The 13,517-nt window shown below is 59.0% G+C and carries 16 protein-coding genes and 1 tRNA gene; 10 read left to right on the top strand and 7 right to left on the bottom strand.

What is annotated here, in order from left to right; all coding sequences use genetic code 11:
* Positions 1–37: 37 nt before the first annotated feature.
* Both EP007_RS05805 and EP007_RS05800 read left to right on the top strand, forming a co-directional pair.
* On the top strand, positions 38–448 hold the full coding sequence (locus EP007_RS05805) for a ribbon-helix-helix protein, CopG family (protein ID WP_128476747.1): 411 nt from the start codon (positions 38–40) through the stop codon (positions 446–448).
* Between the two features lie 311 nt (positions 449–759).
* Positions 760–1,863 (top strand): hypothetical protein, encoded by a 1,104-nt coding sequence (locus EP007_RS05800; protein ID WP_128476746.1) that lies wholly within the window; start codon positions 760–762, stop codon positions 1,861–1,863.
* Positions 1,864–1,873: 10 nt separating this feature from the next.
* Here the strand turns inward: EP007_RS05800 and EP007_RS05795 are convergent, their stop codons facing one another.
* Positions 1,874–2,329, bottom strand: a complete 456-nt coding sequence (locus EP007_RS05795; protein WP_128476745.1) for a DUF5814 domain-containing protein — start codon at positions 2,327–2,329, stop codon at positions 1,874–1,876.
* A 140-nt stretch (positions 2,330–2,469) separates the two neighbouring features.
* Here EP007_RS05795 and EP007_RS05790 point away from each other — a divergent pair.
* Positions 2,470–2,542, top strand: a tRNA-His gene (locus EP007_RS05790).
* A 109-nt stretch (positions 2,543–2,651) separates the two neighbouring features.
* The gene (locus EP007_RS05785; protein WP_128476744.1) at positions 2,652–3,458 is read left to right on the top strand and encodes an HNH endonuclease; all 807 of its coding nucleotides are present in this window, start codon (positions 2,652–2,654) and stop codon (positions 3,456–3,458) included.
* Positions 3,459–3,773: 315 nt separating this feature from the next.
* Here the strand turns inward: EP007_RS05785 and EP007_RS05780 are convergent, their stop codons facing one another.
* Positions 3,774–4,463, bottom strand: coding sequence for an SOS response-associated peptidase (locus EP007_RS05780; protein ID WP_128476743.1), 690 nt, complete (start codon positions 4,461–4,463; stop codon positions 3,774–3,776).
* On the bottom strand, positions 4,463–5,647 hold the full coding sequence (locus EP007_RS05775) for a CBS domain-containing protein (RefSeq protein ID WP_128476742.1): 1,185 nt from the start codon (positions 5,645–5,647) through the stop codon (positions 4,463–4,465). Before EP007_RS05775 ends, EP007_RS05780 begins: the two co-directional genes overlap by 1 nt.
* A 207-nt stretch (positions 5,648–5,854) precedes the next feature.
* On the opposite strand from EP007_RS05775, the gene EP007_RS05770 reads away from it, so the two are divergent.
* The 3 genes from EP007_RS05770 (at position 5,855) to EP007_RS05760 (ending at position 8,997) form a co-directional block, all read left to right on the top strand.
* Positions 5,855–7,066: an RNA-guided endonuclease InsQ/TnpB family protein gene (locus EP007_RS05770; protein WP_128476741.1), complete on the top strand. Its 1,212-nt coding sequence runs from the start codon at positions 5,855–5,857 to the stop codon at positions 7,064–7,066.
* Between the two features lie 90 nt (positions 7,067–7,156).
* Positions 7,157–8,089 carry an ATP-grasp domain-containing protein gene (locus EP007_RS05765; protein ID WP_166035458.1) on the top strand — a complete coding sequence of 311 codons (933 nt, stop codon included), beginning with the start codon at positions 7,157–7,159 and terminating at the stop codon, positions 8,087–8,089.
* Between the two features lie 2 nt (positions 8,090–8,091).
* Positions 8,092–8,997: a zinc metalloprotease gene (locus EP007_RS05760; RefSeq protein ID WP_128476739.1), complete on the top strand. Its 906-nt coding sequence runs from the start codon at positions 8,092–8,094 to the stop codon at positions 8,995–8,997.
* 31 nt (positions 8,998–9,028) lie between these two features.
* Here EP007_RS05760 and EP007_RS18115 read toward each other — a convergent pair whose 3' ends face one another.
* A complete protein-coding gene (locus tag EP007_RS18115) occupies positions 9,029–9,151 on the bottom strand; it encodes a hypothetical protein (RefSeq protein WP_281062935.1) in 123 nt (40 codons plus the stop codon).
* 129 nt (positions 9,152–9,280) lie between these two features.
* Here EP007_RS18115 and EP007_RS05755 point away from each other — a divergent pair, with 129 nt between their 5' ends.
* Positions 9,281–9,655: a cupin domain-containing protein gene (locus EP007_RS05755; protein ID WP_128476738.1), complete on the top strand. Its 375-nt coding sequence runs from the start codon at positions 9,281–9,283 to the stop codon at positions 9,653–9,655.
* Between the two features lie 15 nt (positions 9,656–9,670).
* Here EP007_RS05755 and EP007_RS18110 read toward each other — a convergent pair whose 3' ends face one another.
* The 3 genes from EP007_RS18110 to EP007_RS05745 all read right to left on the bottom strand — a co-directional run bounded on the left by EP007_RS18110 (position 9,671) and on the right by EP007_RS05745 (position 10,871).
* Positions 9,671–9,796: a hypothetical protein gene (locus EP007_RS18110; RefSeq protein ID WP_281062934.1), complete on the bottom strand. Its 126-nt coding sequence runs from the start codon at positions 9,794–9,796 to the stop codon at positions 9,671–9,673.
* 251 nt (positions 9,797–10,047) lie between these two features.
* Positions 10,048–10,560 (bottom strand): hypothetical protein, encoded by a 513-nt coding sequence (locus tag EP007_RS17760; RefSeq protein WP_208023558.1) that lies wholly within the window; start codon positions 10,558–10,560, stop codon positions 10,048–10,050.
* Between the two features lie 20 nt (positions 10,561–10,580).
* The gene (locus tag EP007_RS05745; protein ID WP_128476737.1) at positions 10,581–10,871 is read right to left on the bottom strand and encodes a UPF0175 family protein; all 291 of its coding nucleotides are present in this window, start codon (positions 10,869–10,871) and stop codon (positions 10,581–10,583) included.
* A 128-nt stretch (positions 10,872–10,999) separates the two neighbouring features.
* On the opposite strand from EP007_RS05745, the gene EP007_RS05740 reads away from it, so the two are divergent.
* Positions 11,000–13,054 carry a DEAD/DEAH box helicase gene (locus tag EP007_RS05740; RefSeq protein WP_128476736.1) on the top strand — a complete coding sequence of 685 codons (2,055 nt, stop codon included), beginning with the start codon at positions 11,000–11,002 and terminating at the stop codon, positions 13,052–13,054.
* Positions 13,055–13,149: 95 nt separating this feature from the next.
* Positions 13,150–13,440: a HalOD1 output domain-containing protein gene (locus EP007_RS05735; RefSeq protein WP_166035456.1), complete on the top strand. Its 291-nt coding sequence runs from the start codon at positions 13,150–13,152 to the stop codon at positions 13,438–13,440.
* Positions 13,441–13,517: the final 77 nt, after the last annotated feature.

Raw genomic sequence — 13,517 nt, 5'->3', positions numbered from 1 at the left:
AATGCTTAAGTGGTATCGCGCGAGACGTATCACCAAGATGGGTAACAAGAACAAGACGATCTCGTTCCGGGTCAACGAGGACTCCTTCGAGACTCTCCGGGAGATAGCCGAGGAGCGAGATATCTCGCTGTCGGCGGTGTTCCGCGACTACGTGGACACCCTCGTCGCCCATGACGGCCGGGTTTCAGTCGTCCCCGACGCCGAGCGCGGCGATGAGACCGAGGGAAGCGAGTTCCCGCCGAAAGTCGAGGTGCCCAAGAGCTTCGTCCGCGAACACGAACGACTCGAACTGGAAGCCGAACACCTCCGCGAGCAGTTACAGGAGTACAAGCAGTACGCCAATCGGCTTCAGGAAAAGGTCGAAGAGAGCGACGACGCCGAGGAGGTCGTCCACCTCGATGAACTCGACGACGACCTCGACGGCGACGAGACCTATCGGCTCGGATAGCTAAAATATACTTACAGATAAACTCTACCCCATGCTAATTATAAAAAACCGTATATAGATAAACCGTAATAAAAGAAAATGATATTGATAAAATAACCGCGATAAGATTCAAACCTGCACTTACACCTGCGAAAATACCGGCAACTATGTATATTATTATAAAAGATAAACAAAATATGGTAATGTATGTCCACAAGACTGATGAGTCACTTGATTTTCCCATAGGACTAGAGAGTCTTTCTCTAAATAAATAAATTTTGGTTGAATATGTATATAGTACATTATACTTCCTGTCAATAGAAACTATTTTATTGCAGGGGCTACAGTTTTCAGATATTTTTGGAAAGAACCAAACAAGAAGGAAAGTTATTAAAAGTGCTGGCGTTGGCATCGCTGCAATGAGTATTCCCGGTATGTCAGCAGCAAGAGAAATAACTGAAAGAGCAAAAGAAAAGTTAGAGAAAGAATTCCAAAAATTAGTCAAAAAACATGGAAAGCCATCGATAGAGAGAATGACAGTGATTTCTGATGGAGAAACAATTCTGTTTAATGAAAAACACAAACAAAAGGTCTCATCAGTAAAATCCGAAGGATATGAGACTATTCAGGTTGAAACCATTCAGTTCAATGATGGATATTCGACGACCTTAATATCGGCTGTTAGTGATCAAGAAGTTCTGGTTCTTTTCGGGAAAAAACGCTTCCGCTTTGTATTGACCGATGAAATGGTTCAAACCGCCAAATCATCTTCTCAGGAAAAGCTTCGGAAGATTGAGGAAAAGAGTCCGGCTAATACGACTGTTACGACCGCATCTTCTCTTCCCTCATTGGCGAAAGGGGAAGGACTATCAATTGGAACGGCAAGTGGCGGAAATAGCCGATACCTTGGTACTACGAACCCTGTCACTGCACCTGCTGAGTCGAAATATAACGTCGGAGAGAATAAGGTCGGGTCTGCTGTGAGTGCTCGATACGCGAGTTATAATGTAGGCGCCTACGCTAAGGTTTATCAAGATGTGAAGATAGAAGATAGTGGAACGATTGAAATATCATTTAATGGGGTTCTGAACGGGATAATAACTGCAGTGATTGCAGATGCAACTCTCGACTTTAATGGATACATAAAGAAAAAAGGAACAGATAATAAAAAGAGACATGAAATTATAGACATGTCGAAGATAGCGGAAGCGCGTTCGATAAACAAGCAATACTCTCCTAGTAATCCAGGCCCTGGCGGAAATTCAGGTTCTCTCTTCCGAAATGTTGAACCTGGTACTTACGAAATTGGGATTGAGTTGAAAACGATCATTACTGCGATTAGTGTGTCTGCTGCGACGATCAACTTCTACCCTAAGTTTAGTACCTTTGACTTCAACAACTACTGCAACTATAATTATATTAGTGTGAATTTCTAACCATAATCTTCTAATTAGAAAGCTGGTTCTTCTTCCGTCTCGCGTTCGACTCCATCTCACTGTTCCCCTCGACGCTCGCCAACTCCTCGACGGCTTCCAGCGTCCGCACCGAGTTGTCGAGGAACGACAGCACGTCGCCGGGGTAGGCGTACACCATGTAGTCGTCGGTCATCACGTCCACGATAGCCTCGGGACCCAGTCCCTGCTCGCGCAGGTCGAGGAGATAGCGCATGAACTTGCGCTCGGGACAGCCACAGTACGGGTTGCTCTGGCAGTCACAATCCAGAAAGTCCTCCGCGAAATCGAGTATCCGCTCCTGAGTCGTGTCGTCCAACTGCGCGAGGTTCTCGCCCTGAAACAGCATGTCGAGGGTCGCGCCCTTGAACGCGCCTTTCGGGATGTTGGTCTCCAACTGCGACCCGATTTGGCGGTGGTTTTTGACGTAGATTTTGTCCGTGATGGCCACGCTTGCCCCGCAGTTGGGCGCTGGCGCTAAAAAGCGTGTCGTCGGCAGCCCCCGATTTCGACTGGAGACTGTCACCGTCTGGCAGTATCGCAGAGAGTCGTAACGTATTTTAATTGCGAGCTACTACCAGTAAGTGCGTGTCCGGGTTGGGGTAGTGGACCATCCTTCAGCCTTGTGGAGGCTGAGACGCGGGTTCGATTCTCGCACCTGGACTGTTAAATTTTCTAACATTATTCGCGGGCTGTTCTTTGATTCGTTAACCGAAAGCGATGATGAGTCGTACATTTATTTATGACTATAGTGACTAAATAGACTACAACTGATGCACTCCTGTCCAACATGTGGTGACGAGTTCGAAACGCAGCGTGGCATGAAAGTACATCATAGCCGAACACATGGAAATACGCTCCCGAACCGCACATGTTCGAACTGTGAAATCGACTTCTACTGTGAGTACGAAAATAAATACTGCTCCGAGAACTGCCGACAGCAGTCACAATCGTTTGAGGGGAAGTCGAACCCGAACTATCGCGGTAAGAAACAATCGACTGACTGTCTCCTCTGTGGCGAAAGCTTCCAGTATTACGAATCAGCAAAAGAGGGACTGTACTGTTCGGACTGCGTTGAAAACGAATCGTGGCGTGATGTGCCCGAGTTACGAGGTGAGCAGAATCCACGATGGAAGTGTGGAAAAAGACAGCTAAACTGCGAAGTTTGCGATAGCTCTCTTGCCCGGTATCCGAGCGAAATATCCGGGAATGTCGTTCTTTGTAGCGAGGAGTGCCGGACCGATTGGCTCTCCGAACAGTTCACCCAATCTGGTCATCCCAACTGGAAAGGTGGAGGAAACGGCTCGTACGGAAGCGGTTGGAATGCAACACGTCGCCAAGCTCTCGAACGTGATGGCTACGAATGCGCACGCTGTTCGAAGCCAAAAGACGAAATCGGTCGAAATCCGGACGTTCATCACATCATTCCTGTCCGATTATTTGCAGAGTCTGATAACCACAAGAAAGAAGACGCTCACTTTCTCGATAATGTCGTGTCCCTCTGCATTAGCTGTCACCGAAAAGCGGACTTCGGAAAGATTCAGAAGACGAAACTCAAAGAGTTCGTAATTAGCTCGTAGAACTCGAAGATGTTACATCCCGACAATCGTTTCGACCGTTGCGAAACGGCTTCAGACCTCGTCTAATTGGTGTACAATTGTCTCCTTCCGCGAGGAACCCGGCCCATAACAAAGTCCGAACCGGCCGTCGGCCGTAGATGCGCCCGACGGCTCGGGCGTGACGTGCAAGCAGACGGCCCACCCCCGGCGATGCCGGAGGCTCTGGTGGCGGGCTGGCCTCCCGTCGTCGTGTCACCAACCCTCCCGCGAAAGTTCTCGTTCCGGCGGCCGTGAACTCTGCAACCTTTCCTTTCGAGTCGAACCGTGAGTCGCGGCTTAGAACTCGTCCAGTCCGGTCTGTACGTCCTCCTCCGCGGGGACCTCCTCGATTAGTTCCGGACCGTCGTTTGCGGGGTCGTTGACTCCCGACGAGACCGGGTAGGCGTGCATCTCCGCGGCGGGATACGGGTCGAGCAGGTCGGCGAGGTCTGACTCCGAGTCGGCGTCGAGCCACCGCCGTTCTTCGCCCGGCGAGAGCATCACGGGCATTCGGTGGTGGACCTCCGAGACCACCGCGTTCGGTTCGGTCGTGACGATGGTGAACGTCGCGTTCCGGTCGTCCGGCCCGTCTTCGAGCGGTTCCCAGAGTCCGGCGAACGCGAAGGGGGCGCGGTCCTCGCGCTCGATTCGGTAGGGCTGTTTTCCGGTCGGAGTCGGCTTCCAGTCGTAGAAGCCGTCCGCGAGGACGAGACACCGGCGTTCGGCGAACGCTTCGCGGAAACTCGGCTTCTCGGCCAGCGTCTCGGCGCGGGCGTTGATGTGGCCCGACGAGGGCGAGTCGTCGCTCCACGACGGCACCAGCCCCCACGTCGGAAACCGGATGGCGTCGGGGTCGTCGTTGCGGACTACGGGGTGGTCTTGCCCCGGCGAGACGTTGTATCGCGGTTCGAGCGGGCGCGTCGGTTCGGCGTCGAATCGCTCGCGGACCAGTTCCGGGTCGGCGAACAGTGAGGTTCGTCCACACATTATCGGGAGGCCCGTTCGGTCTCTCGCACTGGCTGTTCGCTCGGCGTGACGCGGTCGGCCCGGCCGCTCTTCTGGATGATGTCGAAGGCGGTCATCAGGTCGGTCCGGGAAATCAGTCCCGCGAGTTCGCCGTCGGCGTCGATGACCAGCAGGCGACCGATGCCGTGTTGCTGTATCCGCTCGAACGCGCTCATCGCGTCGTCTGAGGCCGGAACCGTCTTCAAATCACTGGACATCACGTCCCGGACCGTGTAGGCGTCGCGTTCGACTTCCGAGACCCGTCGGGCGTCGTCGAGGGTCACCATACCGACCAACTCGCCGTTCTCCAAGACGGGGTAGCCGGTGTGGCGCTGGCGGAACATCGTCTCCATCAACTCGGCGACGGAGGTGTCGGGCGCGACCGTTTCGAGGTCGTCTGCGTGGGTCATCACGTCTCGGACGCGCACGTCTCGAAACGCGGCGTTCATCACGGTCTGTTGGGCCTCGCTGGTCGCCCCGATGTAGATGAAGAAGGCGATGCCCGCAAGGAGGAGGTTCGCGCTGAACAGACCGACCAGACCGAGGACGATGGCGAACAGCTTTCCGACTTCCGCGGCGGTCTGGGTCGCATCGGCGAACGGCCGGTTTCGCGCCAGTAGCGCCCGGAGGACGCGCCCGCCGTCCATCGGGAAGCCCGGCAGGAGGTTGAACGCCGCCAGCGCGAGGTTCATCAGCGCGAGGTAGCCGAAGACGAACTGGACGGTCGGCACTCCGCCGGTCACGAGGACGAGAAGGTAGGAGACGACGCCGAGCGCGATGCTGACTGCGGGACCGGCGATAGCGATGGTGAACTCCTGTTTCCACTCCTCGGGCGTCTCGGTCAGTCGAGCGATACCGCCGAAAATCCAGAGCGTGATGGACTCGATGGGGAAGCCGTACCGCATGGCGACCAGCGAGTGGCCGAGTTCGTGGAGGACGACGCCGACGAACAGGCCGACCGCCGCGGCGGTACCGAGTATCCACTGGAGATTCCCGGTGGTCAGCGCCGTGCTATCCAGACTCGTGCCCCAAAGCATGTTGAGGCTCCCGACCAGCGTTCCCACCTGCGAGCCGATGAGCCACGCGAACACCGGCAGGATGAGCAGGAACGTCAAGTCGAGTTTGATCGGGATGCCGAACGCCCGACCGACCGTGAAGCTTCTCATGCGTATGCGTATCCGTGGCAGAGTATTAACAGTGGGGTTCGGCGTCGGTGGCGTTCGGAGCGCCGACAGAGCGGTCAGCACTGGTCCCGACGACTGCCTCTCACTGGCGGTTTCTCACCCGGTTTCACGACCCCTCTGGCGAGTAGTCTTATCTCTTGCGGCCAAGCCAAAGTATTCAAGAGGCCCCCGGAGACAGTCACGTACAACGTGGCAGACACCGAATATTGCAGACGGACCGCAGTCACCGGACTCTCCGTGTCTCCGACTGACGCCCCACGGCTGCGAGAGTTGGTCGAAGCGTGGAAACGCGGGTGCCAACTCGCGGTCAACGAGGCGTGGGGTGTCTGTCACACGCGAAGCGAAGTCCAGCAACTCGCGTACGACCGCTTGCGCGAGGAGACCGACCTCGGGAGCCAGCACGCGGTGTTGGCGACCCACCGCGCGGCAGAGGCGATTAAGCGCGCCCACCAGCGTGACGCAGCCAAGCCCGAGTTCACGAGTCCGACCGTCGCGTTCGACACCCGGACGATGACGGTGTTCGACGACCGGACCGTCAGCCTCACGACGACGGGCGAGCGCGTCCGGTGCGACCTGAAACTCCCCGCAGACGACGGCTACCAGTCGCGCTACCTCGACGACGAGGACTGGGAACCCGCCAAGAGTACCCTCCACTACCGCGACGGCGAGTTCACCTTCCATCTGGGCTTTCGGACGCCCCGGCCCGCAATCGACCCGCCGACGGAGGGCGCGACGGTCCTCGGCGTCGATCTGGGCGTCGAGAACCTTGCCGTTACTAGCACCGCGCGCTTTTTCGACGCGGGCGAACTGAACCACCGCCGCGAGGAGTTCGAGCGAGTGCAGGCTTCGCTCGAAGCTACGGGTACCCGGAGCGCCGCTCGGACCCTCCGGCAGGCGGGCAACCGAACCGACCGCTTCGTCCGCCAGCGCCTCCATGAGGTCGCCAACGGCATCGTCGCCGAGGCCGAGCAGTACGACTGCGAACTGGTCGCCTTCGGCGAACTCGACGAGGCCATCGACCTGCTTCCCGAGGCCGACCCGTACCACGAGTGGCTCTTCGGGCGACTTCTCTCGTTCGTGGAGTACCGCGCCGCCGAGCGCGACATCGCGGTCGTTGAGGTGAACCCCGAGTATACCAGCCAGCGCTGCATGGAGTGTGGGTTCACTCATCCGCAGAATCGGAATCTGGAGGACAACCAGTTCGAGTGCTTGAAGTGCGAGGCGTCGGCCCACGACGACTACAACGCCGCCAAGAACATTGCGTTCCGGTGCGTGCGGCGCGGTCCGCTGTCGTCGCGGGGTCTCGGCGCGGCGGCGTGTGCGCTCCAGTCGGGGTTGGTGACGCCCGACGACGGATTCACGCCCTACGCGGAACTGTCCGAGGCTCCGCGGTCGGGCTGATTGCATCCGGGTCCGAGTACTTCGACTTCCAGCTCCTGTACGACGTTCCGAACAGTAAATTTTTAAGCTGTAGCTCTGAACTCACTTGACGTGACAATCGTTATCATTGGGTACGGCGAGTTACGGGAGTTCGAACTGCTTGCCGACGCGGCCGAGCGACAGGGCGGTGAAGCGGTCATCTGCGACGTTCGGGACTGGCCGGGCGAGGTCCCGCTCACGGTTCGGGTCGGTGGCGACGAGACGGTCCTCGGGACGAGTCTCACCTACGACGAGGTGTCGGGCGTCTACGTCGATTCGTACAACCTCTTTCGACCCTACGACCCGCGGTTTCGAGACGAGTTGGATGACGACCTGCTTCCGGCGCTCAGTCAACTCCGCGAACATCGCAGTATCTTTGAGAGCCTTTCGCAAATCTTCGAGCATCACGGTGCGAACGTCGTGCCGTCGCTGTCGAAACAGCGATGGCAGGACCGAAAGCCGTGGCAACTCCACCGATTCGCCCGAGCGGACCTCCCGATTCCGGACACGGTGTTCACCAACGACCCCGAGGAAGTCCGGGCGTTCTTCGAGAGCCACGACCGAGTCGTCTACAAGCCCGTGACGCGCGGCGGGATGCCGCGCGTCATGACTGAGGACGACCTGACGGACGCGGCGCTCTCTCGTCTCTCGACTGCCCCGGTCCAGTTTCAGGAGTTCGTGGAGGGCGTGGACCTCCGAGTCTACGTCCTCGACGGCGAGGTGGTCGGTGCCGCCCGCTACGAGAGCGACCAGTTCTCGTTCAAACTCGACAAGCAGGACGGCGAGGAGGTGGACGCTCGCCCGGCGGAGGTCTCCGAAGTGGTCGAAGACACCGTGACGCGGGCGGCCGACCTCGCGGAACTCCGGTTCACCGCGGCCGACGTTCGGCGGCGTCCCGACGGCTCGTACCACCTTATCGAGGTGAACGAAGCGCCCCGGTTCGCGCTCCCCGACGTGAAAGCCGACCAGAACGTCGCGGGAGCGCTCGCGGCGTATCTCGCCTAGCGATGAACGAGCGAATCGAACGCGAGGAGGCGTCCGTCGGTTATACGTGGGGCGTCGCGGAGGGCGACCGCTACCTCCGAAATCCCGACGGGGAACTCAAGCGGGTCTCCGACGACGCGTTCCGGTTGGTCGAAGCGCTCGGCGAGGGGAGCATGACGAAAGCCGATCTCGATGGCGGCGCGCTCCGGTTAGTCGAGGAACTTGAAGAGGAGGGGTACCTCCGTCCGGACGCGCCCGTCGTCCGGTTCGTCCCGCCGGACGACATCCCGATTCTCCCTCAAGCACTCGCGTTCGTCGTCCTGTTCGGCCTCGGAATCTACGCCGCGGTCTTGGAACGACCCGAACTCCGACCGACGCTGGGACTTCGAACGACGGAGCAACTGCTCGCTCTCGGCGGTCTCGTCGTCCTCTCGCTGGCCATCCACGAACTCGGCCACTACCTCGCGGGTCGGTCGCACCTCGACCCGTCGATCCGAATCGGTCGCGTCAACGGCGTCATCCCGGCGGTCATTACCGATACGACCGGCGCGTGGCTGTTGCCGCGCAACCGCCGACTGTGGATCAGCCTCGCTGGACCGGTGGCGGAACTCGGGTGGATGGCCGTCGTTCTCGCCGTCCACTACCTCTGGTTCCCGGACAGTCTCGTGTTGGGGTCGCTCGTCGTCGTCATCGTCGGCCACATCGTCTTCAGCGTCAACCCGCTCATCCACGGCGACGGCTACTGGCTCCTACTGGACGCGTTCGGTATCGTAGACCTCCGAAATCGCGGCATCGAGAGTCTCAAGCGGCTCGATCCGACGCCCGCGGCGGCGTACGTGCTGCTCTCGTACGGGTTCGGTGCGTTCATCGCGGTCGCGTCGGTCCTCTCGCTAGCGGGGTCGGCGGGACTCCTCGACGTTCCGTGGTGACCGAAAAAAGACGTGTCGTAAGCGGAGCGAGTTATCCGCCGAACCAGGTGATCGGCGTCGAAACAACGGTGTTCGTACGGTTCTCGACATCTTCCACGTCGCTTTCGTTGAGGTCTTCGACAAAGTGTTTCATGGTATTGCTCCACTTACCCATACATATTAATACAATAAATAAATTTTTATATATATTATAGTATAAATAGATGAATAAAATCCTGGGCTTGAATTTTTGACGGAGCGAATCGGGGACTCATTTTTACCACTTGCCCGCGTAGCCTCGGGCATGAGTCAGCAAGCCAAGCCACTCATCCGCCGGAGCGACGACATCGAGTACGAAGACGTGGCCGCGGCCGACGGGATGTCCAAAGGCGTCCTGATAGACGAGGAACGCGGCGCGCCGAACTTCGCCATCCGCCGGTTCGAACTCGACCCCGGCGCGTCGGTGCCCGAACACACCAACGAGGTCGAACACGAACAGTACGTCCTCTCGGGCGAGTACGTGGTCGGCATCGGTGACGAAGAACATACCGTCAGCGAAGGCGATTCGCTACTCATCCCCGCGGGCGTCGTCCACTGGTACAGAAACGAGGGAGACGACCCCGGCGCGTTCATCTGCGCCGTGCCGAACGGCGACGACGAGATAGAACTGGTCGAGTAGCGGGCCGCAGCGTCGTTACTCGTACTCCGGAAGCGAGACGAGGGCCTGAATGTCAGCGGAAATCCACGCGTCGGCGGCCGACTCGTCCGCCATTCGGACCGTCGGCGCGCCGTCCGCGTCGTCGTCTATTTCAAGCGTCACTTGTTCGTCGAACCGCTCGGGTAACCGCGTGTTGTGTCTCCCCCTCATACTTGGTCGCTCTGTGCGCACTCGGCGCTTACCACGAGAGGGTCTTTGTTATTTGCCGGTTGCCCGAGCGGTATTGTAGGAATAACGCCGTCGCGCGACGGTTATCGTCGGCTTACTGTCCAGTATGGTCGCGTTTCTGGTGGCCGTCGTCGCTCGTTTGGCGCTACTGTGCCGATTCACGTCCTGCCGTTACGGGTTCCTCCTCACGATAGACGGTCGAAGAGGTCTCGCTGGTCGTCGTCAGAAAAACGGTATCCATCTTCCTCTCGCAAATCGTTGATGACACTCTCCACCTCTGAAGCGGTATCAAGAGATCCCTTCGTGACTGCAGCTTCGAGTAGAAGTTTTAAATCCCAAACCTCGACGCCACGTTGTGCGGCCATCTCTCCGGCGTGACGGTCGTCAGTGAGTAGCCGTTCATCGCGATGATGCGCGACGGCGAGGCATTCCGCATCGGTAAACGATAGTGACGGATCGACAATTTCGTCCGCAAACTGGAGTTCCGATTCAGTCACCGGCCGGACGTGAAGCCATCCACCACGATATCCTTTGATGTCGTCGATTTGTTCGACGAACTCGTAGCCAGCAACATCGTCTCGATGTAACTCGTCGAACACCGAGGAAACGGTCGCTACTTCGTCGAAAACCTCTGGCAAGAGCCCGACCCGTTCGATTTTCGCCAACGAACTCAGTATGTTGTTGTCTACGACGACCATTCGAACTTGCTCCCTGTCGGTTATAATCCGTCCAGTCGCCCGTCTCGGTCCTCGTCGCTAAGGAACCCGATATCGCGGCCGATTCCTCTCTCTCGAAGTAGTTCCTTGAACTGCTCCGGACTCCGGCCTGCAATCTCCGCGGCCCGATTGAGGGTTACGTCGCCGGTTTTGTACTGTTCGACGGCGAGTTCGATTCGGAGTTCCGGACGTTTGTCTAGTAGCGCTCGGAGTGCTTCTTCGAGGAACTCCTCCTCCGAATTGAAACGTCCGGACCTTCGCAGGAGCTCAATATTTTCTTTAACGTCGATCATGGCCGGTCTGGTTTCCTTGTTGGCTTTTTTGTCCTCAGGCTAATAAACGATGAGGTGAACCTACACTCTTCGTCTCTCGTACCCACAGTTCCGAACCGCTCAAATACCGCGAGCTATTACTCCTGACCGTGTCGAAGCAGGTCCCGCAGGTAGACGCGCTGTTCCTCCACGAGTCGTCCGGCGACTACGTCGCGGTCGTGAATCGGGACGACGAGCGCGTCTTCCGAGCGAAACTCGAGTTGAAGGAGACGAACGCCGGACCGCGACCCGGCAAGTTCCGCGTCAAGCGCGGTACCAGCGAGGAACCGCGCAGTCCCGACCAGTTCGTGGAGATAGCGCGCAGAGCCAACCGCATCCGCATCTCTCAACAGACCTCGAAGGCCGCCCGCGAGGAGCTTCAGGCGATGCTCGACGCCTACCAACTCGACGCCAAAGTAGTCCGCACCTGCCGGTTCTGCGCGTCGAGCGGCCACTACTCGCCCATCACCTCGGACACGGCGGTCGATACCGGCGACGAGTACATTTGTCCCGACTGCGCGAAAGAGGAGTTGGAGCGTCAACTCTCGTTTCAGGGGAACATGACCCGAGAGGCGCAGGACCGACTCGAAGACCTCCTGCTGGAAGTGCAGGACCTCGAACGCATCACCAACCTGCTCAAGGGGCAACTCGACCCCGACCTCACGAAGTTCGACGAGATAAGCGCCAACGTCGAGGACGTAGAGAACATCCGGGTCGATTCGCTGTCGCTGCATCCGGGCATCCAGAACCTGCTGGAACCGCGCTTCGAGGAACTGCTCCCGGTCCAGAGCCTCGCGGTCCAGAACGGACTGCTCGACGGCGAGGACCAACTCGTCGTGAGCGCAACCGCGACCGGGAAGACGCTGGTCGGCGAGATGACCGGCATCGACCGCGTGCTGAATGGAGAGGGTAAGATGCTCTTTCTCGTGCCCCTCGTCGCGCTCGCCAACCAGAAGCATGAGGACTTCGAGGACGAGTACGGCGACCTCGTGGACGTGACCATCCGCGTGGGCGCGAGCAGGGTTCGAGACGACGGCCACGCCTTCGACCCGAGCGCCGACGTTATCGTCGGCACCTACGAGGGCGTGGACCACGCACTCCGGACCGGCCGCGACTTGGGCGACATCGGGACCGTCGTCATCGACGAGGTCCACACCCTCAAAGAACAGGACCGGGGCCACCGCCTCGACGGTCTCATCGCACGCCTCAAACACTACTGCGAGACGCGCGCGAGCCAGCGAACCGACTACGGAGGTGCCCAGTGGGTCTATCTCTCGGCGACGGTCGGCAACCCCTCCAGCCTCGCTGAGTCGCTGGAAGCCAACCTCGTGGAGTACGAGGAGCGACCCGTTCCACTGGAACGCCACGTCACGTTCGCAGACGGCAAGGAGAAGCCCGACATCGAGAACAAACTCGTCAAGCGCGAGTACGACACCAAATCCTCGCAGGGCTATCGGGGACAGACCATCATCTTCACCAACTCCCGGCGGCGGTGTCACGAGATTTCCCGCCAGTTGGAGTACAGTTCCGCGCCCTACCACGCCGGACTCGACTACGGCCGCCGGAAGAAAGTCGAGCGTATGTTCGCCGACCAAGACCTCGCGGCGGTCGTCACGACCGCCGCGCTCGCGGCCGGGGTGGACTTCCCGGCGTCGCAGGTCATCTTCGACACGCTCGCCATGGGCATCGAGTGGCTCTCCGTCCAAGAGTTCCACCAGATGCTCGGCCGGGCGGGGCGTCCGGACTACCACGACCGCGGGAGAGTGTACGTCCTCGTGGAACCCGACACGGCCTACCACAACAGCATGGAGATGACCGAAGACGAGGTGGCGTTCAAACTCCTGAAAGGCGAGATGGAGAACGTCCAGACGCTCTACGACGAGAGTTCCGCAGTCGAGGAGACGCTGGCGAACATCACGGTCGCGGGCACGGAGGCCAAGCGCCTCGGCGACCGGATGATCGGCGAGATTCCGACCAAGCACGCGCTCGGGAAACTGCTGGAGTACGGGTTCATCGACGGTCTCGAACCCACCGACCTCGGGCGGGTCGTCACCAGCCACTTCCTCGCGCCCGACGAGGCATTCAAGATTCTCGACGGGGTGCGGAAGGACGACCACCCCTTCGAAATCGTCGCCGAACTCGAACTTCACGGCGAGGAGGAGTGAACGGCGCTCTCTGTTTCGGTCTCTCGACTCGGTTGCGGTCCGTCTGACGTGCGTCTGACGGGCTTTCATATTCGACACTCGCCTATACCGTTTCGATGGCGACAGCAGACGGCAACCGACTCCGTCGAGAGGGTACCCCGGTCTACGAGACGCGCAGAGACGGGGACGCCCCGATCAGTCAGACGATAATCGAGGCGGTCGCTTCGGTCGAAGGAGTAGACCCGACCGACAGCGACCTCGAACTGTACGAGGCGGTGGACCTCGAAGCGCTCGACACGCTCTTTGACCGGCGGTCGTCCGACGCCCACTGGCAGTTCGAGTTCACCATCGACGGGTATCTGGTCGTCGTCACCGGCGACGGCTGGGTCTCGGTGTGGGACCCCTGAGGTCGTCGCCTCCGGAAGTCCACATCATTTTTCTTCCCGCCGCGAGTCGTAGGTGACGTGGCACTCTCGCTGACGCC

This window comes from Halorussus pelagicus, from assembly GCF_004087835.1.
GTDB lineage: Archaea > Halobacteriota > Halobacteria > Halobacteriales > Haladaptataceae > Halorussus > Halorussus pelagicus.
Note: the sequence above shows the minus strand (reverse complement) of the source record. Positions and strands in the feature narration are given on the sequence as shown.